This is a genomic window from Streptomyces sp. NPDC050560 (assembly GCF_044457285.1).
GTDB lineage: Bacteria > Actinomycetota > Actinomycetes > Streptomycetales > Streptomycetaceae > Streptomyces.
On record NZ_JBITGT010000005.1, the window covers coordinates 150,327 to 169,570 of the forward strand.

Below are 19,244 nucleotides of genomic sequence, written 5' to 3' on the forward strand. Positions count from 1 at the left end.
GTATGAAGGCCCCATGAGGAACCTCATCTCCCTGTCGGACCTGTCCGACGACGCCCTGCGCGCTCTGGTGGCCGACTCCCTCGACCACGCCGCCGGGTCCCGTGCGCCCTCCCTTGAGGGCCGGATCGTGGGCACGTACTTCCGGAAGACCTCGACGCGCACCCGCACCGCGTTCACCGCGGGCGCGCTCAGGCTCGGCGCCCGGGTGATCGCCTACGGGCCCGAGGACATGCAGTTGGTGACCGGCGAGACCAGCAGGGACACCGGGCGGGTGCTCTCCGGCATGATCGACGCCCTGGTGGCCCGCACCTCGGGAAGCACCGAGGAACTGCTCGACTTCGCGCACCAGGGCCGGATGCCCGTGATCAACGCGATGAGCGCGCAGGAGCACCCGACCCAGGCGCTCGCCGACCTGACGACGCTGCACGAGCGCTTCGGCCACATCGAGCGGCTGCGGGTGCTCTACGTCGGCGAGGGCAACAACACCGCGACCGCCTTCGCGCTCGCGATGAGCCGCTACCGGGGCGCCCACGTGGAGTTCCGCACACCCCCCGGCTACGGGCTGCCCGCCGGCTATCTGCGCGCCGCGGCCGGGAACGCCGCCCGCAGCGGCGCCACCGTCGTGGAGCGGCACGACATGGACGGCCTGCCCGAGGGCTTCGACGCCGTCTACACCACCAGGTGGCAGACCACGGGCACCAGCAAGCCCGACCCCGGCTGGCGCTCGGTGTTCGCGCCGTTCCAGGTCACCGGGGCGCTGTGGGAGACCAGCCCGAAGGCGGTGTTCCTGCACGACCTGCCCGCGCACCGCGGCGAGGAGGTCACCGCCGACGTGCTCGACGGGTCCGCGAGCCTCGCCTTCCGGCAGGCCGAGCACAAGATGCACAGCGCCATGGCGGTGCTGCGGTGGTGCCTCGGGTGACCACTGCGGACGAGCGGACGGCGGTCAAACCCCTGCGCCGCAACCGGGACTTCGGCCTGCTGTGGGTGGGCGCGGGCTTCTCCTACCTGGGCTCGCGGGTCACCGCCCTGGTCTATCCGATGCTGCTGCTGTGGGCGGGCGGCTCCACCCTGGCGGCGGGGCTGCTCGGCTTCACCGCCCTGCTGCCGCAGCTCCTGGTGCAACTGCCCGCGGGTGCCTTCGTGGACCGGCGCGACCGCCGCAAACTCATGATCGTCTGCGAGCTGGGGATCGTGCTGGCGGTCGGCAGCCTCGTCGTACCGCTGCTGGCCGACCGGATATGGCTGCCGCACCTCTTCGCGGTCGCCTTCGTCGAGGGCAGCCTCCAGGTGGTGTACCAGCTCGCGGAGCGCTCCGCGGTGCCGCAGCTCGTGCCGCGCGAGCAACTGCCCGCCGCCTACAGCGGCAACGAGGCGCGCACCCGCGCCGCCTCGATGCTCGGCCAGCCCGCGGGCACCGGGCTCTTCGCGGTCGGCGCCCCGGTGCCGCTGCTGCTCGCCATCGGCACCAGGGTGGTGGCGCTCGCCTCGCTGCTGGGCATCCGCGGCAGCTTCGACGCGCGGCGCTCCACCGCGCCCGCGGCGATCCTCGCGGACATCAGGGACGGCATCGGCTGGCTGTGGCGCCGGCGCTTCCTGCGCGCCGTGCTGCTCGTGCTGGCCGGCACCAACATGATCTACCAGATGCTGGTGTTCGCGATGCTGCCGCTCTTCGAGGAGCAGGGCTGGAGCAGCGGCCTTGTCGGCGTCGTCGTCGGCGCCTCGTCGGTGGGCGGGCTGCTCGGGGCGCTCACCGCCACCCTCTGGATGCGGGTGTGGGGGCTGCGCCGCATCCTGATCGGCGCGACCGCCGTGTGGGCGCTCGTGACCGTCCTGGTCGCGCCGACGCACAACGTCGTACTGATCGGTGCGCTGTTCGCGGCGAGCGGCTACGTCGGGGGCGCGTTCAACGTCCCCGCCCTCGTCTATGTGATGCACATCACACCGCCGGAGATGCAGGGGCGGGTCGGCAGCGTCGCGAACCTGGTCAGCTACGGGGCGATGGCGCTCGGCTGGGCGGTGGAAGGCCCGCTTCTAGAGGCGATGACGCCCCGTCAGAGTATTATCACGATGGGCGCCGGTTTGTTGTTGATCACACTGATTGCGGTTCTGAGCCCGGCGATCCGCCGTGCGGTGCACCCCGCGGAGACCAAACCACTCGCCCCAGCGGCCTCGAAAGGTTGACCCCCCTATGGCGCGCAGGAAAACGGCCTCCCCGGCAATGGCCGTCCGCCTCCAGTCCGTCACCAAGTCCTACGGCAGCGGCGACGGGCGGGTCATCGCGCTCGACAACGTCTCGCTCGCGGTGCCCGCGGGCACCTTCACCGCCGTCATGGGACCCTCGGGCTCCGGCAAGAGCACCTTCCTGCACTGCGCCGCGGGGCTCGACCGCCCCACCTCGGGCTCGGTCTTCCTGGGCGACACCGACGCCGATCTGGCCACCATGTCCGAGAACCGGCTCACCGAGCTGCGCCGGGACCGGATCGGCTTCGTCTTCCAGGCGTTCAACCTGCTGGACGCGTTGAACGTACGGCAGAACGTCACCCTGCCGCTGCGCCTCGCCGGGCGCCGCACCGACCGCGCCCACCTCGCCGACACCCTCGCCAGGGTCGGCCTCACCGACCGCGCGAGACACCTGCCGTCCCAGCTCTCCGGCGGCCAGCAGCAGCGGGTGGCCATCGCCCGCGCGCTGATCACCAAGCCCGACGTGGTCCTCGCCGACGAGCCCACCGGCGCCCTCGACACCGTCACCGCCCGCGACATCCTCGGCCTGCTGCGGCACACCGTGGACACCGCGGGGCAGACCATCGTGATGGTCACACACGACCCGGTGGCCGCCTCGTACGCCGACGCCGTGCTGTTCCTCGCCGACGGCCGCATCGTGGACACCGGCGCCGGATACAGCGCCGACCAGATCGCCGACCGTATGACACGCCTGGGGGCACGGGCCGCATGATCCGACTCGCGCTCGCCACGCTCCGCAGGCGCAAGGGCGCCGCCGTGGGCAGCCTCCTCGCGCTCTTCTGCGCCGCCGCCATCGTCTGCGCCTGCGGGGTGCTGCTGGAGAGCGGTATCCACGGCAAGGTCCCCGCCGAGCGCTACGCGGGCAAGCCGACCGTGGTCGCCGCCGAGCAGCAGATCTCCTGGACCAAGGTCAAGCACAAGAAGGGCAAGACGAAGTCCAAGACCAAGTCGGACCCGCTCAGCGCCCGCGCCTGGCTGCCCACCTCGGTCGGCGACAAGCTCGCCGCGCTGCCGGGCGCCGAGGTCGCCGAGGACCTGGTGTTCACCGCCAACCTCGTCAGCCCCGACGGCGACGTCCTCGCGGGGCCCGAGGGCAAGCCGACCAAGGGCCACGGCTGGTCGTCCGCCGCACTGACCCCGTACACGCTGGTCTCGGGGAGCGAGCCGCGGCGGGCGGGCGACGTCGTCCTCGACACCGCCCTCGCCGACGCCTCCGGGCTGAAGGCGGGCGACGACACGGTCGTGCAGTCCACCGGGTCGCCACGGAAGTTCCACGTGAGCGGCGTCGTACGCCCCGGGTCGCCCGTCAACCACGAGTCCGCGCTCTTCTTCTCCCCCGACGAGGCACGCACCCTCGCGGGACACCCCGGCATGGCCGCGGCGTACGGGGTCTCCGGGGTCGGCACCGACAAGGTGCGCGCCGCCGTCGAGGGCACCGGCGCCAAGGTCTCCACCGGCGACGACCGCGGCAAGGTCGAGTACCCGGACGCGTCCGCCGCCCAGACCAAGCTGATCAGCATGAGCGGCGCCATCGGCGGCACGGCCCTGATCGTCGCCGTGCTGGTGGTGGTCGGCACCTTCGCGCTCTCCATCCAGCAGCGCTACCGCGAACTCGCCATGCTCCGCGCGATCGGCGCGAAGCCCCGGCAGGTACGCCGCATGATCGGCCGCGAGGCGCTGCTGCTCGGCGTCGTCGCCGCCGTCCCCGGCGCACTGCTCGGGCTGCCGCTCGCCACCCTCATCCACGACGAGTTCGTATCGCTCGGCGCGCTGCCGGACGCGCTGCGGATGACCAGGGGCCCGCTCCCCGTGCTCGGCGCCGCACTCGCCACCGTGCTCGCCGCCTGGATCGCGGCCCGTGTCACCGGGCGCAGGGTCGCCCGCATCTCCCCGATGGGCGCGCTCGCCGAGTCCGCCGTCGAGCGGCCGGGCGTGGGCGCGGGCCGGGTACTGGCCGGGCTGATCGTCACCGGCGTCGCCGTCGTGATCACCGTGGTGCTCGGCGTTCTGCACTCGGAGGCCGCCTCGACCCCCGTCACCTATCTGAGCGTGCTGCTGTGGATGGTCGCGGTGGCGCTGCTCGGGCCTTATCTGGCGCGGGGCGCGGTGGCGCTGCTCGGCGGGCTGCTGCGGGCCTTCCCGGTCGGCGGCTTCCTCGCCTCCCAGAACTCCCGCGCCAACACCCGCAGGTTCGCCTCCGTGGTCACCCCGCTCGCGCTGCTGATCGGCATGACCTCGACCATCCTCTTCGTGCCGAGCACCATCGGCCAGGCCGCCAGGGGCGAGGTCGACGACGGCGTCAGGGCCGACCACGTCGTCACCGCCGAGGGCCCCGGCATCCCGGCCGCCGCCACCACGGAGTTGCGCGGCACCCGCGGCGTCGACGCGGTCACGGGGCTGCTCCAGACCAGGGTCTGGGTCGGCCAGGACAAGCGGCAGAGCCTCGGCGTCGGCCCGCAGGGGCTGCGCGACACCCTCGACCCCGATGTGAAGTCCGGCTCGCTCGCCGACCTCGGCCACGGCACCCTCGCGATGAGCGAGGACGCCACCGGCGGACACCACATCGGCGACCGCGTCCAGCTCACCCTGGGCGACGGCACCAAGGGGGAGTTCCGGCTCGTCGCGACCTACGGGCGCCATCTCGGCTTCGGCGACATCCTCTTCGACTTCGACGACGTCGTCGGCCACGTCGACACCCCCCTCGCGAGCACCCTCCTCGTCAAGGGCGACGCCGACGAGGACCAACTCGCCGCCGCCGTCAAGGACTTCCCAGGACTGACCGTCAAGGACGGCTCGGCGCTGGGGGAGTTGCAGGCGTCGGCGCGGAAGACCAACAACGACGCCAACCTCATGTTCATGGGCCTGATCATCGCCTTCACCTCGATCGCCGTCATCAACACCCTCGCCACGGCGACCGGCGGCAGGACTCGCGAGATCGCCCTGATGCGCCTGGTCGGCACCACCCGCCGCCAGGTGCTGCGCACGCTGCGCTGGGAGGTGGTGCTGATGCTGCTGGTCGCCGCGGTGCTGGGCACCGGCGCGGCCTGGCTGACGCTGAGCGGCTTCAGCCTCGGCATGGTGGGCTCCGCCTCGCCCGGCGTCACCCCCGGCACCTACTTCCTGGTGCTGCTGGGCGCGGTGCTGCTCGGCCTCGTGGGGTCCGTGATTCCGGCTCGGCTCGTTCTGCGGCGCAACCCCGCAGAGGACATCAACGGAAGACAGTAGTGAACAGAGGCTATCTGCGCAGATACCACCCGCGACCGCGGGCGGACGTGAACCTGGTGTGCCTGCCGCACGCCGGCGGGGTGGCGACGGCGTTCCGCGACTGGGGCGCGGCGCTGCCGCCCGGGATCGAGCTGGTCTGTGTGCAGTACCCGGGCCGCCAGGACCGCCTCGGCGATCCCTTCGCCCCCGATCTGCCCACCCTGGTCGACGAGTTGGTGGCGGAGCTGCCCACCGACAGGACGCTGGCGCTGTTCGGGCACAGCATGGGCGCCACGGTGGCCTTCGAGGCCGCGCGCCGCCTCGGCCCCGCCCATCTGTTCCTGTCCGCGCCGCCCACCGGCCGCGACCCGCTGGACTTCTCCACCGAGGAGCGGCTGCTCGCGAGCGTGCGGCGGCTCGGCGGCTCCGGCGCGGCACTTCTCGACAACCCCGAGGTCAGACGCCTGGCGCTGCCGGCGATCCGGCACGACCTGACGATCCTCGACGCCCACAGGATCACCGAGGGCGCACCGCTGGCCTGCCCGGTGACGGTGCTCGTCGGGAAGTCCGATACCGGCAGCACGGCCGCCGACGCCGGGGTGTGGGCCGGGCGCACCGAAGGCGCCCTCGACGTCGTGGAGTTCCCCGGCGGCCACCACTATGTCGAGGACGCGGGCGACGACCTCGTCGCGCTGTTCGCACGACGGCTGGAAGCGCTGCCCGGCGCGCGCTGACGGACGGGCCGAGGGATACGGGGGATGCGATGATCTGGGGCGATCTGTATGTGCGGGCGGTGGCGTCGTGCCTCGGCGAGCCCGTCGACGTCAAGGAGGCGGTCGCCTCGGGGGCGTACGACCCGGACGACGCCCAGCGGCAGGACTTCCTCTCGGTGGCGGTCGCCGAGCCGGGGGCGAACGTCGCCGACCTCTGGTCCCGTGCCGCCCGCACCGCGCTCTCCCGCTCCGGCGCCGCCGCGTCCGACGTCGGCCTGCTGCTGTGCGCGGGTACCTTCGGCGCCGGGGTCGACGGCTGGAACGCCGCCGCCTATGTGCAGCGGGAGCTGGGGATGGACGGCGGCTTCGCCGCGGAGGTGCGCGGCGGCTCCAACGGGGGCCTCGCCGCGCTCGAACTCGCCGCCGCCCATCTGGCCAGGCAGGGCGCGGGGGTGGCGGTGGTCACGGCGGGCGACCTGTTCCCGCTGCCGTACTTCGACCGCTGGCGCGCCGAGCGCTTCCTGTTCGGCGACGGCTGCGCGGCGGCGGTGCTGTCGCCCGACTCCGGCTTCGCGCGGCTGCTGTGCGCGGCGACGACGAGCGACCCCTCCCTTGAGGCGATGCACCGCGGCGACGCCCCGATAGGCCCGTTCGAGCCCGACAAGCCGTACCCGATCGATCTGCGGCTGCGCGCCCGCCAGTTCCAGGACGCGGGGATGGGCAAGGACGAACTCGTGCGGCGGCTCGGCGCGGGGCCGCGGCTGGTGGTGCGTCAGGTGCTCGACGAGGGCGGGGTCGCGCTTGAGGAGGTCGAGCATCTGATCGTGCCGCACTTCGGCCGCACCATGACGATGTTGCAGTGCCTGATTCCGCTGGGGCTGCGCGACATCGAGCGCACCGTGTGGGACTTCGCCCGCCGCACCGGGCACCTCGGCCCGGGCGACCAGTTCGCGGCCCTCGACCATCTGCGTGAGAACAACCGTCTGCGGCCCGGCGAGCGGGTCCTGATGCTGGGCATCGGCGCCGGATTCGCCTGGAGCAGCGCCCTGTTCGAGATCACCGACTCCAACTCCTGACGTCTGCGGGCCTGTTGGCCGGACCTGGCACCGCCTGCCCGGCCGGGCAGCGCCCCGGTGCGCCCGCGGCTCGCTTCAGGCCACGGCTAACCCCGCGTCGCGCCTGCGTAGTTCGCTCGGTACGACGCCGTACGCGCGCCGGAACAGCCGCCCCATCTGGGAGCCGTCGCCGAGGCCCCAGTTGGCGCCGATGGCGGCGACGGTGAGGTGGTCGAGCCGCGGGTTGCTCAGCGCCGCGTGGCACCGTTCGAGGCGCTCGCCGCGCAGCCAGCGGGCGGGTGTCTCGCCCTGGTCGGCGAAGAGCTGTTGCAGATAGCGCAGCGAGATGTTGTGCTCCGCGGCCAGGGTGCGGGGCGAGACGTTGGGGTCGGACAGGCGCTCGCGCGCGTAGTTCTTGATCTCAAGCAGCAGTTCGCGTCTGCCCGTCGCACCGGCGCCCACGGGCGGGCCGAGACGTTCGGCGAGCAGCGAGCGGACCACACCGTCCAGCGTGGCGCCGAGCGGCACCAGCTCGGCGACGGACAACTCGGTTAACTGACCGGCAAGTTCGGTGATGAGGGCGCTCGCGACCGCGCCGACGCCGCGCGGCGACGACCAGGGCGCGGCGGTCAGCGGCCGGGTGTCGCGCGGGGTCAGGCCCATCGCCCGGTGCGGGAAGCGGACCGCGGCCAGCCGCATGGAGCCCTCGCTGTCCACGGTGTAGGGCCGGGAGCCGTCGACGGAGGCGACCTCGCCGCGGCCGACACTGCTGTCGTGGTCGTCCTGGCGGATACGGACGGTGCCGTCGGCGGGCACCATCAGATGCACATGGCTCTCGGCGTCGCCGGGGTCCCGCCGCGTCTTGCGTACGGTGTGCGCGTCGGCGCTGATCAGTGCTATCTGCATGGCGCCGAGACGGCCGATCACGAGGGTGCCGCGGCTGAACTCGGGCTCCGCGGCGACGTCGAGGACGCCGCAGATCTTGTGCAGGTGCTCTCGCCACAGCTCAGTGCGGCGCCAGGGCGGTGTCCCGGTGGTCGTGTAGATCTCTACCGAGGTGGCGGACTTCATCGTTCCCCCATTTCCCACGCTGATCCTCTTTGATCGCGTCACCGATGTGGGAGCATGACCCCGAGTGAATGGTATTTCGCAACTATGCCCCGGACAACGGATGGGGACGAGTCGCGGTGTCGGGTGGTGTTTTCCGCCCATGGACTTGGCGGAGTCTTTACCTCCGCGTTCGGTATCCCGAATCCGCTACCTGGATAGCCGTCGATACGGCGAGGCAATGCCCGGACTTCGTTTGCGGAACTTCGGATTCTATTCCCGTATTCCTGTGTGGGTGAAATATTCAGGGGGAAGTCGGCGGCGGGAGGGGTGAGTTGAGGCTCCGGGCCCGGCTCCCGGCGGCGTTCCGTTACGTGGTACGGGGCGGGGGTGAGGGCGGTTCACGTCGTCGGGTGATGGTGGCGGGAGCCGTTGGGCAGTGGTCGCACGGAGGGTAGTGGCGGGGATTCGGGCGGGAGATCGCGGGGGAGTCGCACAATGCGGCGGCCGTGATTTAGCCGCACGTATCCGAGCCGCCTTCGGCGCGGTTCGCGCCGCGTTTCCGTCATCCCTTTTCGATCATCTCGCCACCCTCGGGGAGGACTTCGGAAGCCTCGCTCGGCAAAGTGTCACTTTCCGGAAGATCGCTGCCCCTTGAATCGAAATACGGTCGGTGGTGTGTGGGGGGGCGGGATGGAGGCGGCCGTCCCGGAGGGCGGTCGTCCCTGCCGGGTTCGTGGGGCGGGCGGACGGAATGCGGGGTGCGCCTGGCCGGTCTCGACGGCGGGTGCCGACCGGCTCCCAGGGCCCCACCCCTCCCCCTCGGGGCGTGAAATTGCTGTTCGCCACCGCACATTTCAGGCCACTTGGCACCCCCTTTGCCGTCGTCGCGAGGCGCTTCCAGGGGGTCTTCGGAGGCCGTCCCCGGACCCACATGGCCACCCCTCAGGTTTCAAGGGCGTTAACTGGCCATCGAACTGACCTCGCTGACCAGGCAATTCACCTCTCCGGGAAACCTGCTATATACAAGATTTTACGCATGAGAAACACCACACCGCTCACTCGCTGCGAGGGCTTGCAGGCGCAATGTAGGCGCACGACAGTTGCTTGAGGCAACCACGGGGGCAGCGAGAGGAGCAGACACTTTGTGCGGCATCACCGGTTGGGTGTCCTTCCAGAGGCATCTGACGACACAGCGGCACGTGCTGGACACCATGACCGAGACCATGTCCTGCCGCGGCCCGGACGCCCGGGGCACCTGGACCGCGCCCCACGCCCTGCTGGGCCACCGGCGCCTCGCCGTGATCGACCTGCCCGGCGGGACACAGCCCATGGAGGTGGACACCCCGGACGGACCCGTCGCGATGGTCTACTCGGGCGAGGCGTACAACTTCACCGAGCTGCGTGAGCAACTGCGCGCCGCCGGACAGCACTTCACCACCGACTCGGACACCGAGGTGGTACTGCGCGGCTATCTGGTCTGGGGCGAGGCCCTGGCCGAACGGCTCAACGGCATGTATGCGTTCGCCATCTGGGACGGGCGGACCGAGAAGCTGGTGATGATCCGCGACCGTATGGGCATCAAGCCGTTCTACTACTACCCCACCGACGACGGCGTGCTGTTCGGCTCGGAGCCCAAGGCCATCCTGGCCAACCCGCTGGCACCGCCGGTCGTCGACCGCGACGGGCTGCGCGAACTCCTCGCCTTCGCCAAGACCCCCGGCGCGGCCATCTGGCAGGGCATGCGCGAGGTGCGCCCCGGCCATCTGATCACCCTCGACCGCGGCGGCCTGCGCGACCACGCCTACTGGCAGTTGCGGGCCGAGGAGCACACCGACGACCGCGACGCCACCGTCGCGCACGTGCGCGAACTCCTCGACGACATCATCGCCCGCCAGCTCGTCGCCGACGTCCCGCGCTGCACCCTGCTCTCCGGCGGCCTCGACTCCTCCGCGATGACGGCACTGGCCGCCCAGCAACTCGGGGAGCACGGCGAGCGGGTGCGCAGCTTCGCCGTCGACTTCCCGAACCAGGAGGAGAACTTCCGGGCCATCGACGTCAGCCCGTCCCAGGACACCCCCTTCGTCCACGCCGTCGCCGAGCACGTCGACAGCGACCACAACGACATCGTCCTCGCGGGCGCCGCGCTCTCCGACCCGGAGGTGCGCCGCGCCGTGGTCGCCGCCCGCGACGTCCCCAGCGGCATCGGCGACCGCGACAACTCCCTCTACCTGCTGTTCAAGGCGATCCGCGGGCACTCCACCGTCGCCCTGTCGGGCGAGTCGGCCGACGAGGTGTTCGGCGGCTACCCCTGGTTCCACGACGAGCGCCGCGAGGCGGACACCTTCCCCTGGCTCGCCGGCGGCGGGCTGATGCGCCCCGGCGTACTGCTCCACCCCGACCTCAAACGCGACCTCGACCTCGACACCTATGTGCGCGACCACTATGTGTCCGCCCTCAAGGAGGCGCCGCTGAAGGACGGCGAGACCGGCCTCGAACGGCGCATGCGGCAGGTCTCCTACCTCCATCTGACCCGCATGGTGCAGACACTGCTCGACCGCAAGGACCGGATGAGTATGGCCGTCGGCCTCGAAGTCAGGGTGCCGTTCTGCGACCACCGCCTCGTGCAGTACGTGTTCAACACCCCCTGGGCGCTGAAGACGTTCGACGGCAAGGAGAAGAGCATCCTGCGCGCCGCCACCCGCAACGTGCTGCCGCACTCGGTCGCCGAGCGCAAGAAGAGCGGCTACCCCGCCACCTTCGACCCCGCGTACGTCACCAGCATCCAGCGCCAGGTGCGGGAACTGCTCGACACCCACCATCAGGCGACCGAACTCTTCGACGCCGCCGGGCTCACCGCGGCCGCCACCGCCGACCCGGGCGCCATCGGCCAGGACGACCGCGCGGGGCTGGAAAGGGCGCTCGACATCGCCACCTGGTTCGACCTGCGCCACCCGGTCATCAAGACGTCCTGACCCCGACCGGCCGCGATCCGTCGCGACCCGGAACACCCGTCCGGTACGGGCCGGTCGCCGCCCCCGCTCCCTCGGCGGGGGCGGCGGCCGGTTCCGCCGTACGGGGCCCGTGCCCGCCCGGCGGGAATGACCCGTACCGCCCGCGCCGTTGAGCGTCCATCGACGGTGGGCGACCGAGAGGAACCGGCAATGCAGATCGGATTCACACTTCCCCAGTTCGGCGCGGTGGCCGCGGAGCCCGGCGCGGTGGCGCGGTTCGCGCGGGCCGCGGAGGAACTGGGCGCGCACAGCCTGTGGGTGGGCGACCGGCTGCTCGCGCCGGTGCGCCCGGTGGTGGGGTACGCGGGCGGCCCCGGGGTGCCGGAAGAGTTCAACTCCTCGCTCGACCCGTTCGCGCTGCTCGCGGTGGCCGCGGCGGTCACCGCGCGCCCGCTGCTCGGCACCAGCGTCCTCAACGCCCCCTGGTACCCGCCCGCGGTGCTCGGCCGCCAGCTCACCACCCTCGACGCGGTCAGCGGCGGCAGGCTGCTGCCCGGGTTCGGCATCGGCTGGTCGCCCGACGAGTACGAGGCCGTGGGGGTGCCGATGCGCGACCGCGGCGCCCGCCTCGACGAATGCCTCGACGCGCTCGGCGCCCTGTGGTCCGACGGCACCGCCGAGCACCACGGCACGTACTGGAGCATCCCGGAGAGCCACATGGGCCCGCGCACCGTCGCACGCCCGCGACCCCCCTTCTACCTGGGCGGCTACTCCGCCGCCGCGCTCGCCAGGGTGGCCAGGCGCGCGGACGGCTGGCTGCCCGTGGCCCGCCCCGGCGGCGCGCCCTTCGACCCGGAGTCCGTGAACGGGCCGCTCGCCGCGATCCACCGCGTCGCCCGCGAGGCGGGCCGCGACCCCGCCGACATCGACGTCGTCCTGCGCCTCAACCCGACCGCGGGCACCGGCCCCGAGGACACCGCCCGCACCCTCACCGCCGCAGACGCCGGGACCCCGGTCACCCATGCCTTCGTCGACCTGATGTACGTGGCGGGGACCGTCGACGAGAGCCTGGCCTACGCGGCAGAGGTGCTACGGCACACGGGCGCCGCGACGCCGCCGCCGTCACGGTGACCCCGGGCACCAAGACCTTCGACACCGCCTGGGGACGGTCCGTGAGCTGCTTGCGAAGCTGCCCGGGGCCGGACTCAGTTTGCGCTGAATTCGTCGTCCCTCGCCGCCCGGGGCGATTCGGCGTAACGCTCCGCCTGCTTCATGATTTCCAGGTTCGCTTTCGACTCATGCTCCGCATCAAACCCATGCGGAGGACCGGGAGCGTCGCCGGCGTGGGGATACTCGGCCGCTACCCGACGCCCCAGGTTCCGTGCGTACACGTTGTTCACCAGGTCGGCCCTGTGATCCTGCTGTTCGTCCGCACCGGCGTCCGCCTCATGGGCGTCGCCCCACATCTCCGCCGCGTCGGGACCGAGCTCTCGGGTGAGCCTGGCCTGCCAGATGACATGGCGATACGCATTTTGCTTGTCCTCGTCGTGGGGATACTTTTCCTTGGCCGTGTCCTGGGCCCATAGGGAGATGCTGGACACCGTCCCCACCTCTTCCGGGCGGAGCGCTGCCAGCTTGACCTCTGCGGGATGCAGGTCATGGAGGAACTTGCTGCTGATCGGAGGGCCGTACTTCTTACGGAACTCCTCATCGAGGTTGAATCCCTGCTGCCGGATTTTCTCCCTGCGGGCCGCATCCTCACGATCCTTGATCTTCGGTGTGCTGCTGAACCCCACATGCGTCAGGTTCATATAACCGCGCAGGGCGGATGCCGCGGAGCTGTCGATCTCGTTGGCGGTCGTCATGATGTCCTGCACCCGGTGCAGCATGGCCTTCAGGTCCTTGTCGGAATAGCTGTTCGGGTCGGGGCCGTTCGGCCCTGACGACTTGGCGGTGACGATGATCTGGTTTCCCGAGCACACCACCGACAGGTTCTGCTTGTCCGCGTCCGCCAGCGCGTCGTGCAACAGCCCTCGTTGGGCGACCAGTTCGTCGTGGGTGTCCTTGAGGATGTTGTGGATACTGGCGGCCTCACGGTGCGCGTCGACGAACTCCCGTGCCGTCTTGTGGATGAACCCCTTGCCGACCTTGGCGTTCACCCCCTGCCAGCGTGCTCTGTCGGCCAGGCCCTTCAGATCGTCCTTGGCATCCGCCTGGAGCGTTTTCAGCTTCTTGACCATCTCGCCCAGGTCTTCCACTGCGGTGGCCAGGCTCTCAAGCCTGGCGTCCCTGAGGTCGAAGAGGTTCACCGGTCTCAGCTCCTCTCACCGAAACCCTTGTCGAGTGTGGCGATGCTGCTCAGCTGACCCGCGATATAGAACTCGTCTCCCTGGTGCGCCTTCTGCGTGTAGTCGAGATGATTGGAGATCTGCGCACAGGCATCCAGAAGAGACTGTAATTGCCTGCGCCACTGCTTCTGCGTCGTCGACAGGGCCCCGCCCAGCAGGAAACTCTGCCCCGTCAGATCACCCGCCGCCTTCTCGACGCTCGCTTCCGCGTGCCCGCCGTCCGTGCCGAGCCGCTGCCATAGCTTGAACGCCTTGTCGCCGATCGCGGCCAGGTCCTGCTGGTTGGCCTGAAGATCGCCTACCCCGGGGTTACCGCCTCCCGGCGGAACCGAGTCGAGCCGGGTTCTCGCTTCCTGCTTCCGCGCCGCCTCGGCCTTAAGCTGCTCCCATTCGTCCCAGGCCATTTCGGTGCTCCCTGTCCTCCGCTTGGATCTTATGCATATGCCGGAAGCGTGATCTTCTCTGTGTCAGTGAGCGCACGGACGAAGATGTCCGTCGAGTGCCGTTCGGTTCCCCCTTCCAAGGTACTGACTTCGTCCACTTCCAGCGACGGCGTCTTTCTCACAGACTTGTTTCAGAGCGCGTAACACGATCTTGTTGAGATGCCCTGGTTGGCCGTGACCGGTGTGATGATTCGGCTATAACGACATAGCCCAGCAACTCCTGCCGCTGGAGCTGGGGTTCGGCTCGGGGCAGACGTGCTGGCGGCGGCTGGACCGGTGGCAGGAGGCGGGAGTCTTCGACCGGCTGCACCAGATCCTGCTCGCGGAGCTGAACGCGGCCGGCGAACTCGACGCACCTCTCCTCCGTGCCACGGGCCTCTCGCCCGCACCTCGACCAACTAAAAACCCCTGGCAGACCAGCAGAAACGGCGAGCCGCAGCGTGCAGCACGTTCGTGCTACACGCCTCACGATGGGTTTGTCTTCTCCCGAGCCTCTGCGGCCTCGAAAAGGCCCAGCAGCGCCCGCGGTCGCGCTCTCTCCAGCCGTGTCCTGGCACGCCGAGGGGAAGCTGGAACTCACGCGCACGCGGACAATGCGCGCAGTCCCCATCCGAGACGGGTCAGCGGCTCAGCTCACCGACGGCGGCTGTCCTTCTGTGGCTTGCGCAGGTTGACCTAGATCGAGGAGCGCCGGCCGGGGTGCGCAGACCTTCGTCACCACGGCCTGCGCGACTGCGCCGTTCCTACGTGCCCAGTCCTTACGGTTGCGCCAGCCGGTCACCAGACGCGTCGAGACCGGCCGGGCAGCGAGACAGGCCCCGCCGCCGCACAGGAACAGCGCCGACCAGTACCAGGGAGAACTCGGCAATCCGTGCGACCTGGTCAGGGACGTCGCCGTCGCCGGTCAGCCAGTCGGCTCGGCCCAGTGCGTCCACTCAGCGCCTGCGAGGTACAGCGCGTTCGGCCACCCGGTGATTGACGTCGTGGCGAACACGACGATCCAGAGCACGTTCGCGGTCACGCGCAGCACGTGTCCGCTGCGCCACCAGCGCGGCTCAGGGTCGACGGTGCTCATGCTGTGACCCACCCGAGGGGCAGGCAGACATCCGTGTTCTTCTCAGATGGCCGACGATCGCCGAACGCTCAGCTCAACGAGGGGAGACCGTGAGGCTTGCCCATGCAACTGCCGAGCCAGGCGAACCAGCGTTCGCAGCCGACGTCCACCGACTGGATGGGCGAACGGACCTGGAAGAGGATGTAGGCGTCAGCGGCCAGAGGCTCGTCCACGCCTGTCTCGACACGTGCGGTGTCTGCGTCGCCAGGCTTCGGGAGTGTGCAGCGCTCGGGCTGGTCGGCCGGTGCCGTGGCGTCAGGATCTATCCACCACAGCTCTGCGTCGTACTCGTCGACTCTGCTGGCACCGAAGTCGGGCGTCAGCGTCCCGAGGATCGGCTCGCCGCACGTAGGGTTGTCGCTGACGTGGCCTCGCAGACGCGCCGCGACCTGGGCCGCGTCGCCGGCATCGGGCGACAGCGCGTAGATCTCGTAGGCGACCAGCGCGCACTCCTGCCTGTAGAACATCACCAGGCCCTGCTCGCCGTCGCCGTCGCTGTACCGCGGTGCAAGCCAGCACGATACTTCGCTCCAGGAGCGCACCGGCGTGCCCAGGCGCTCGATGGGAGAACGGATCTCGTCCTGCGTGGCCAGAAGCTCTGCGCGCCCAGTCGCAACCTCGTCGACGAGCTTGTGGGCGCTGTGCATGTGAACAGCCCGAAAGATAGGACCGGGGACGAAGACGGCCAGCCCCAGCAGAACCACAGCAGTGACCACACCGACTGTCCATCGACGCCCAGACGACCATGCGGCCGTCGTCGCATGGGACGCCTCCCGTATCTCGTCCATGCCCATGACGATATCGAGAAGAGACTGTCCGACCGGCTCCTCATGTCAGCCGATCGCGTTCTGTATCGAGATCGCAGTCCATGGTGTGGCGACAGTCAGCAAGAAGAGTGAGACCCAGAGCAGCGCCCAGCAGGCGCGGCGACCGACATGGAGGCCACGTACTGCCCAGAGCAGGGCCGTGCTGATGCCGAAGCCGCTCGTGGCGATTCCGAGAGCCACCGCAGGCAGGCGCAGCGTGCAGGCGATGCCGTAGAGAATCAGGACGACGACCGTTCACGGTCTGCAGGTGGGTTGGGACGGCGTACGAGACCGATCAGCAGCCCGTCGGCCAAGAGCGCGCCTACCGCCGCACTGACGATCGTGAACAAGGGCGACAGCGACCGTTGGTTTTCGAGCCAGTCCACGATCGACGCAGCGTCTGCCGCGTCGACGTCGGGAGGATCGCGCAAGCGATCGATGCCCTCGGGTGAGCGCACGGCCTCTGCCCACGCTGAGGCGGGGTCGGCGGGCCACAGCGAGGCGGGGGTCTCAGGAGCGAGCGTTGCTGGTCAGCGTTTTCTCCTTCCTCTCTCCCCCGAGCAGTGTGTCGCGGCGCGTGGCGCAGGAGCAGCCGACGAACACTCCCGCCGGGATTACGCCGACGCTGACGACGAGAGCGATGACCGGGTGAACCTGGGGAAGAATCTCGGCGAGCACTCTCTGCCCGGCAAGCGAGCCGAAGATCAGGTCGCACAGCAGGAGCGGGGTGAGCATGACCCCGGCGTACCCGATGACGAAGAAGCAGGCCGAGAGGATGCCCCAGATGCGCGCACGAACTGCTCCCGGCCCCGCGTAGCGGATGGGTTTCAGGGCTTCCTGGACTTCCTGCGGCCATCGCGTCACGAGGATGTCGTTGTCGTAGTCCGGGTCGACGGTGGTATGGCGGACGACGACCTTCTTCCCGATGAGCCTCCGGCCCGCGCAAGGACCAGGCAGCGGGCACATGACCGTCCGCGGCAGCGTCAGTGGCCGGCCGTCGTCGCTCGCATCGATGTGGATGACGAGATCGTCGTCTGTCAGCCCGCCTTCGGGAGAGTCGTTCGGCACCGCATAGCGGATGATGCCGACGGCTTCTCGGCCCTCGGCGAACTCCTTCTTGCCCGGGGTCGGGTGCGGTTCCGGCGGCGGAGTGAACTCGTCGAGCGCTTTCCGTATTCGTCGCAGCAGGGAGGGTCTTTCCTGCCCGGCGGTCTCCTCGGCGCTCATGACTCGAACACCCACTTCGAGTCCGCACGGAAGAACGGCGATCCCGGGCCCGGCGGCGTAACGGGCCCGCTCTCGCCGCCGAGGCGGACGCCGTTCAGCTTGTATCCCTTGCGCCAGATATCGTCGTGGGCTTCGGTGAGGAAGACGACGGTGTCGGCGAGCTTCGGATCACCGAAGGCGTAGACCTGCCAGGTCGTGCCCGGCGCGAAGCGGTCACGCCAGGAGTCGTCGATGAGGTCGGCCAGCGCTGGGTCATGGTCCTTGCCGTCGATGCCGCGGTACCGCAGGGTGATGTCCTGCTCGCCCTCGGCATCATCGGTGTTGAACAGCACCCGTGCCGATCGCGGTGTCCGGTCGAGCGCCGGGAGCGGCCGCCTCAGTTGCAGCCGCACGCCGAGAAACGCGATCGCGGTGAAGAGCCCTATCCCCATGCCAGCCACGGCGGGGGCCCACTCAGGAAAGGTGTCCAGCCCGCGCCAGAACACGTAAGGAGTGCCTGCGAGGAAGAGGAAGATCTCGGCGCCCCATCCGAACGCGGAGAGCGCTTCGCCCGCCCAGACCGAGGCGGGCTCCCCGGCGCGCAGGCTTCGCCACGGCCCGCGGAAGAGCCAGGCGGCCACGACCAGGCCGAGTCCGAGCCCCAGCCACACCAACGTGGCCCGGCCCCAGTCGGTGAACGCGAGCCCTGCGATGCCGCCAACGAGCGTGATGAGACCGATCACGACGAGCGCGACAGGGTGCTTGAGCCAGAACGGTGGCGTGTTGTCCTCGTCGTAGACGACGACGCGCCCCGGGGTGGTGATCTTGATCTGTTTGCTCATCGTTCGCTCCTGTCCTGGCGAGCGGGCCGAGGCGTCTCGTCAGCCCAGCCGTCGAAGCGGACGTCGGACAGGTCGTCCGGGTCGAGTGTGTTGTGGCGGAAGCGGATTCTCCGCCCGATCCATGTCTCGTCGGGGGTGTCAGCGGAGCCCGCTCCGCCTTCGAGTTGCCGGATGAGCGTGAGCTGGTCCGAGAGCCGGGCAGTCACGCGGACGCGGTAGACGATGACGAGGTCGCCCTCGCCGTCTCGCTCCTGCTCGCTGGTGACGCACTCGACGATCCCGACGGCGGTGTCCGCGTCGGCGAACTGGGCTCTGTGCAGCCGGTCGCTCACGATGGCCGTCGGGATCGCGCCGAACAGCGTCACGCCGAACGCGATCCCGAACCCCCACATGAAGACCTCGGGTCGGTCGATGCCCGAGATCCAGAACCAGAGCGCGAGCACGATCGCCACAGGGATCATGAGCACGAACAAGCCCATGCCGCTCAGCATGACCGCCGACCAGAAGTTGTCGCTGCGCGACAGGCGACGGATCCGGGCACGGCTCTGCGGGGTCTTCGCCACGCTCGCCCAGCGCTCGGCGTACTGGTCGGTTGTGGGCTGGTCCCACTTCCGGGAGAAAAGCCGGCGACTGGTCATGACCGTCTTCCGTCCGCGCCCGGCCACCCGACGAGCATCACGTCGTCCAGATCCTCGGGGCCGAGGGTGTTGTGGCGGAACCGCACCGAGCGACCCACTCGCTGATCCCAGCGGTGGCCTTCGAGATGCAGCCGGCGACGCAGCGTCACCCCGTCAGGGAGTGCTGCGCTGATGCGCAGGTCGTACCAGGTGTGGTCGTCGCCGCTGCCGGGGTGCTCGATCGCCCGATCCACGGTGCCCTCGCAGACCTGCCCATCGGCGAAGCAGGCCGCCTGTCGCCGACCGGTTGCCACGAGGTTCGCGGTGAGCCCCACTGCCGGCACGCCGATCGTGGTGCCCCAGATCCACCAGTGCGGGCCTGCGTGGCTGACACCGGAGATGCTCGACCAGATGGCCAACGCGATCGAGGCGAACGGTGCCAGAAGCAGCAGCACGATGCCGGTCAGGATCAGCATCATGCCGACAGTCTCGATCCTCGCCCAACGCCGGATCCGCGCCCGGGTCCCGGGCGTGCGGGCCCACGACATCCCTTCCCGGGTCTGCTCGCTGCTGGAGGTCAGGCCGTTCCGAGAGAGCAGTCCCGGGATCCACAACACCGCACGTGGTGACTTGTGCTGTGACATGTTGCCT

18 protein-coding genes and 1 pseudogene are annotated in these 19,244 nt (G+C 70.0%); 9 read left to right on the forward strand and 10 right to left on the reverse strand.

Annotated features, from left to right (window positions below; genetic code table 11):
- The first annotated feature begins 13 nt into the window (after nucleotides 1-13).
- Genes ACIBIW_RS12850 through ACIBIW_RS12875 form a run of 6 tightly spaced genes read left to right on the forward strand, consistent with a single transcriptional unit; the run spans nucleotide 14 to nucleotide 7,237 of the window.
- Nucleotides 14-922 (forward strand): ornithine carbamoyltransferase, encoded by a 909-nt coding sequence (locus ACIBIW_RS12850; protein WP_399335114.1) that lies wholly within the window; start codon nucleotides 14-16, stop codon nucleotides 920-922.
- On the forward strand, nucleotides 919-2,184 hold the full coding sequence (locus ACIBIW_RS12855) for an MFS transporter (protein ID WP_399335116.1): 1,266 nt from the start codon (nucleotides 919-921) through the stop codon (nucleotides 2,182-2,184). The genes ACIBIW_RS12850 and ACIBIW_RS12855 overlap by 4 nt, the downstream gene beginning before the upstream one ends.
- 7 nt (nucleotides 2,185-2,191) lie before the next feature.
- A complete protein-coding gene (locus tag ACIBIW_RS12860; protein WP_399335118.1) occupies nucleotides 2,192-2,956 on the forward strand; it encodes an ABC transporter ATP-binding protein in 765 nt (254 codons plus the stop codon).
- Nucleotides 2,953-5,469 carry an FtsX-like permease family protein gene (locus ACIBIW_RS12865; RefSeq protein ID WP_399335120.1) on the forward strand — a complete coding sequence of 839 codons (2,517 nt, stop codon included), beginning with the start codon at nucleotides 2,953-2,955 and terminating at the stop codon, nucleotides 5,467-5,469. Before ACIBIW_RS12860 ends, ACIBIW_RS12865 begins: the two co-directional genes overlap by 4 nt.
- Complete coding sequence (locus ACIBIW_RS12870; protein WP_399335122.1) at nucleotides 5,469-6,182, forward strand: thioesterase II family protein; 714 nt, start codon at nucleotides 5,469-5,471, stop codon at nucleotides 6,180-6,182. The genes ACIBIW_RS12865 and ACIBIW_RS12870 overlap by 1 nt, the downstream gene beginning before the upstream one ends.
- A 29-nt stretch (nucleotides 6,183-6,211) precedes the next feature.
- Nucleotides 6,212-7,237 (forward strand): ketoacyl-ACP synthase III family protein, encoded by a 1,026-nt coding sequence (locus tag ACIBIW_RS12875; protein ID WP_399335124.1) that lies wholly within the window; start codon nucleotides 6,212-6,214, stop codon nucleotides 7,235-7,237.
- Between the two features lie 75 nt (nucleotides 7,238-7,312).
- On the opposite strand, the gene ACIBIW_RS12880 is transcribed toward ACIBIW_RS12875, so the two are convergent.
- Nucleotides 7,313-8,287, reverse strand: coding sequence for a helix-turn-helix domain-containing protein (locus tag ACIBIW_RS12880; protein ID WP_399335126.1), 975 nt, complete (start codon nucleotides 8,285-8,287; stop codon nucleotides 7,313-7,315).
- Between the two features lie 1,121 nt (nucleotides 8,288-9,408).
- On the opposite strand from ACIBIW_RS12880, the gene asnB reads away from it, so the two are divergent.
- Together asnB and ACIBIW_RS12890 are read left to right on the forward strand one after the other, a co-directional pair.
- Entirely contained in the window at nucleotides 9,409-11,238 is a 1,830-nt protein-coding gene (asnB, locus tag ACIBIW_RS12885) for an asparagine synthase (glutamine-hydrolyzing) (protein WP_399335128.1), read from the forward strand.
- A gap of 189 nt (nucleotides 11,239-11,427) precedes the next feature.
- Entirely contained in the window at nucleotides 11,428-12,348 is a 921-nt protein-coding gene (locus ACIBIW_RS12890) for a TIGR03619 family F420-dependent LLM class oxidoreductase (RefSeq protein WP_399335130.1), read from the forward strand.
- A 74-nt stretch (nucleotides 12,349-12,422) separates the two neighbouring features.
- Here ACIBIW_RS12890 and ACIBIW_RS12895 read toward each other — a convergent pair whose 3' ends face one another.
- Together ACIBIW_RS12895 and ACIBIW_RS12900 are read right to left on the reverse strand one after the other, a co-directional pair.
- Nucleotides 12,423-13,526 carry a DUF6973 domain-containing protein gene (locus ACIBIW_RS12895; protein WP_399335132.1) on the reverse strand — a complete coding sequence of 368 codons (1,104 nt, stop codon included), beginning with the start codon at nucleotides 13,524-13,526 and terminating at the stop codon, nucleotides 12,423-12,425.
- A gap of 5 nt (nucleotides 13,527-13,531) precedes the next feature.
- Nucleotides 13,532-13,969 carry a hypothetical protein gene (locus tag ACIBIW_RS12900; RefSeq protein WP_399335134.1) on the reverse strand — a complete coding sequence of 146 codons (438 nt, stop codon included), beginning with the start codon at nucleotides 13,967-13,969 and terminating at the stop codon, nucleotides 13,532-13,534.
- 259 nt (nucleotides 13,970-14,228) lie between these two features.
- On the opposite strand from ACIBIW_RS12900, the pseudogene ACIBIW_RS12905 reads away from it, so the two are divergent.
- A pseudogene (locus tag ACIBIW_RS12905) lies at nucleotides 14,229-14,357 on the forward strand (IS5/IS1182 family transposase); the annotation flags it as partial.
- 555 nt (nucleotides 14,358-14,912) lie between these two features.
- Here ACIBIW_RS12905 and ACIBIW_RS12910 read toward each other — a convergent pair.
- From ACIBIW_RS12910 to ACIBIW_RS12940, 7 genes are all read right to left on the reverse strand, one after another.
- Nucleotides 14,913-15,083 (reverse strand): hypothetical protein, encoded by a 171-nt coding sequence (locus ACIBIW_RS12910; protein ID WP_399335135.1) that lies wholly within the window; start codon nucleotides 15,081-15,083, stop codon nucleotides 14,913-14,915.
- 68 nt (nucleotides 15,084-15,151) lie between these two features.
- The gene (locus tag ACIBIW_RS12915; protein ID WP_399335137.1) at nucleotides 15,152-15,910 is read right to left on the reverse strand and encodes a hypothetical protein; all 759 of its coding nucleotides are present in this window, start codon (nucleotides 15,908-15,910) and stop codon (nucleotides 15,152-15,154) included.
- Between the two features lie 257 nt (nucleotides 15,911-16,167).
- Nucleotides 16,168-16,386 (reverse strand): hypothetical protein, encoded by a 219-nt coding sequence (locus tag ACIBIW_RS12920; RefSeq protein ID WP_399335139.1) that lies wholly within the window; start codon nucleotides 16,384-16,386, stop codon nucleotides 16,168-16,170.
- A gap of 52 nt (nucleotides 16,387-16,438) precedes the next feature.
- Complete coding sequence (locus ACIBIW_RS12925; protein WP_399335141.1) at nucleotides 16,439-17,155, reverse strand: hypothetical protein; 717 nt, start codon at nucleotides 17,153-17,155, stop codon at nucleotides 16,439-16,441.
- On the reverse strand, nucleotides 17,152-17,976 hold the full coding sequence (locus ACIBIW_RS12930) for a hypothetical protein (protein ID WP_399335142.1): 825 nt from the start codon (nucleotides 17,974-17,976) through the stop codon (nucleotides 17,152-17,154). Before ACIBIW_RS12930 ends, ACIBIW_RS12925 begins: the two co-directional genes overlap by 4 nt.
- Complete coding sequence (locus ACIBIW_RS12935) at nucleotides 17,973-18,614, reverse strand: hypothetical protein (protein WP_399335144.1); 642 nt, start codon at nucleotides 18,612-18,614, stop codon at nucleotides 17,973-17,975. Before ACIBIW_RS12935 ends, ACIBIW_RS12930 begins: the two co-directional genes overlap by 4 nt.
- Entirely contained in the window at nucleotides 18,611-19,237 is a 627-nt protein-coding gene (locus tag ACIBIW_RS12940) for a hypothetical protein (protein ID WP_399335146.1), read from the reverse strand. Before ACIBIW_RS12940 ends, ACIBIW_RS12935 begins: the two co-directional genes overlap by 4 nt.
- Nucleotides 19,238-19,244: the final 7 nt, after the last annotated feature.

Excerpts from the sequence above, each read along its gene's own strand:
- ACIBIW_RS12915 (WP_399335137.1), bottom strand. The coding sequence starts at position 15,910 with ATGGACGAGATACGGGAGGCGTCCCATGCGACGACGGCCGCATGGTCG.
- ACIBIW_RS12890 (WP_399335130.1), top strand. The coding sequence starts at position 11,428 with ATGCAGATCGGATTCACACTTCCCCAGTTCGGCGCGGTGGCCGCGGAG.
- ACIBIW_RS12940 (WP_399335146.1), bottom strand. The coding sequence starts at position 19,237 with ATGTCACAGCACAAGTCACCACGTGCGGTGTTGTGGATCCCGGGACTG.
- ACIBIW_RS12865 (WP_399335120.1), top strand. The coding sequence starts at position 2,953 with ATGATCCGACTCGCGCTCGCCACGCTCCGCAGGCGCAAGGGCGCCGCC.
- ACIBIW_RS12935 (WP_399335144.1), bottom strand. The coding sequence starts at position 18,614 with ATGACCAGTCGCCGGCTTTTCTCCCGGAAGTGGGACCAGCCCACAACC.
- ACIBIW_RS12850 (WP_399335114.1), top strand. The coding sequence starts at position 14 with ATGAGGAACCTCATCTCCCTGTCGGACCTGTCCGACGACGCCCTGCGC.
- ACIBIW_RS12900 (WP_399335134.1), bottom strand. The coding sequence starts at position 13,969 with ATGGCCTGGGACGAATGGGAGCAGCTTAAGGCCGAGGCGGCGCGGAAG.
- ACIBIW_RS12910 (WP_399335135.1), bottom strand. The coding sequence starts at position 15,083 with ATGAGCACCGTCGACCCTGAGCCGCGCTGGTGGCGCAGCGGACACGTG.
- ACIBIW_RS12875 (WP_399335124.1), top strand. The coding sequence starts at position 6,212 with ATGATCTGGGGCGATCTGTATGTGCGGGCGGTGGCGTCGTGCCTCGGC.
- ACIBIW_RS12925 (WP_399335141.1), bottom strand. The coding sequence starts at position 17,155 with ATGAGCGCCGAGGAGACCGCCGGGCAGGAAAGACCCTCCCTGCTGCGA.
- ACIBIW_RS12860 (WP_399335118.1), top strand. The coding sequence starts at position 2,192 with ATGGCGCGCAGGAAAACGGCCTCCCCGGCAATGGCCGTCCGCCTCCAG.
- ACIBIW_RS12930 (WP_399335142.1), bottom strand. The coding sequence starts at position 17,976 with ATGAGCAAACAGATCAAGATCACCACCCCGGGGCGCGTCGTCGTCTAC.
- ACIBIW_RS12880 (WP_399335126.1), bottom strand. The coding sequence starts at position 8,287 with ATGAAGTCCGCCACCTCGGTAGAGATCTACACGACCACCGGGACACCG.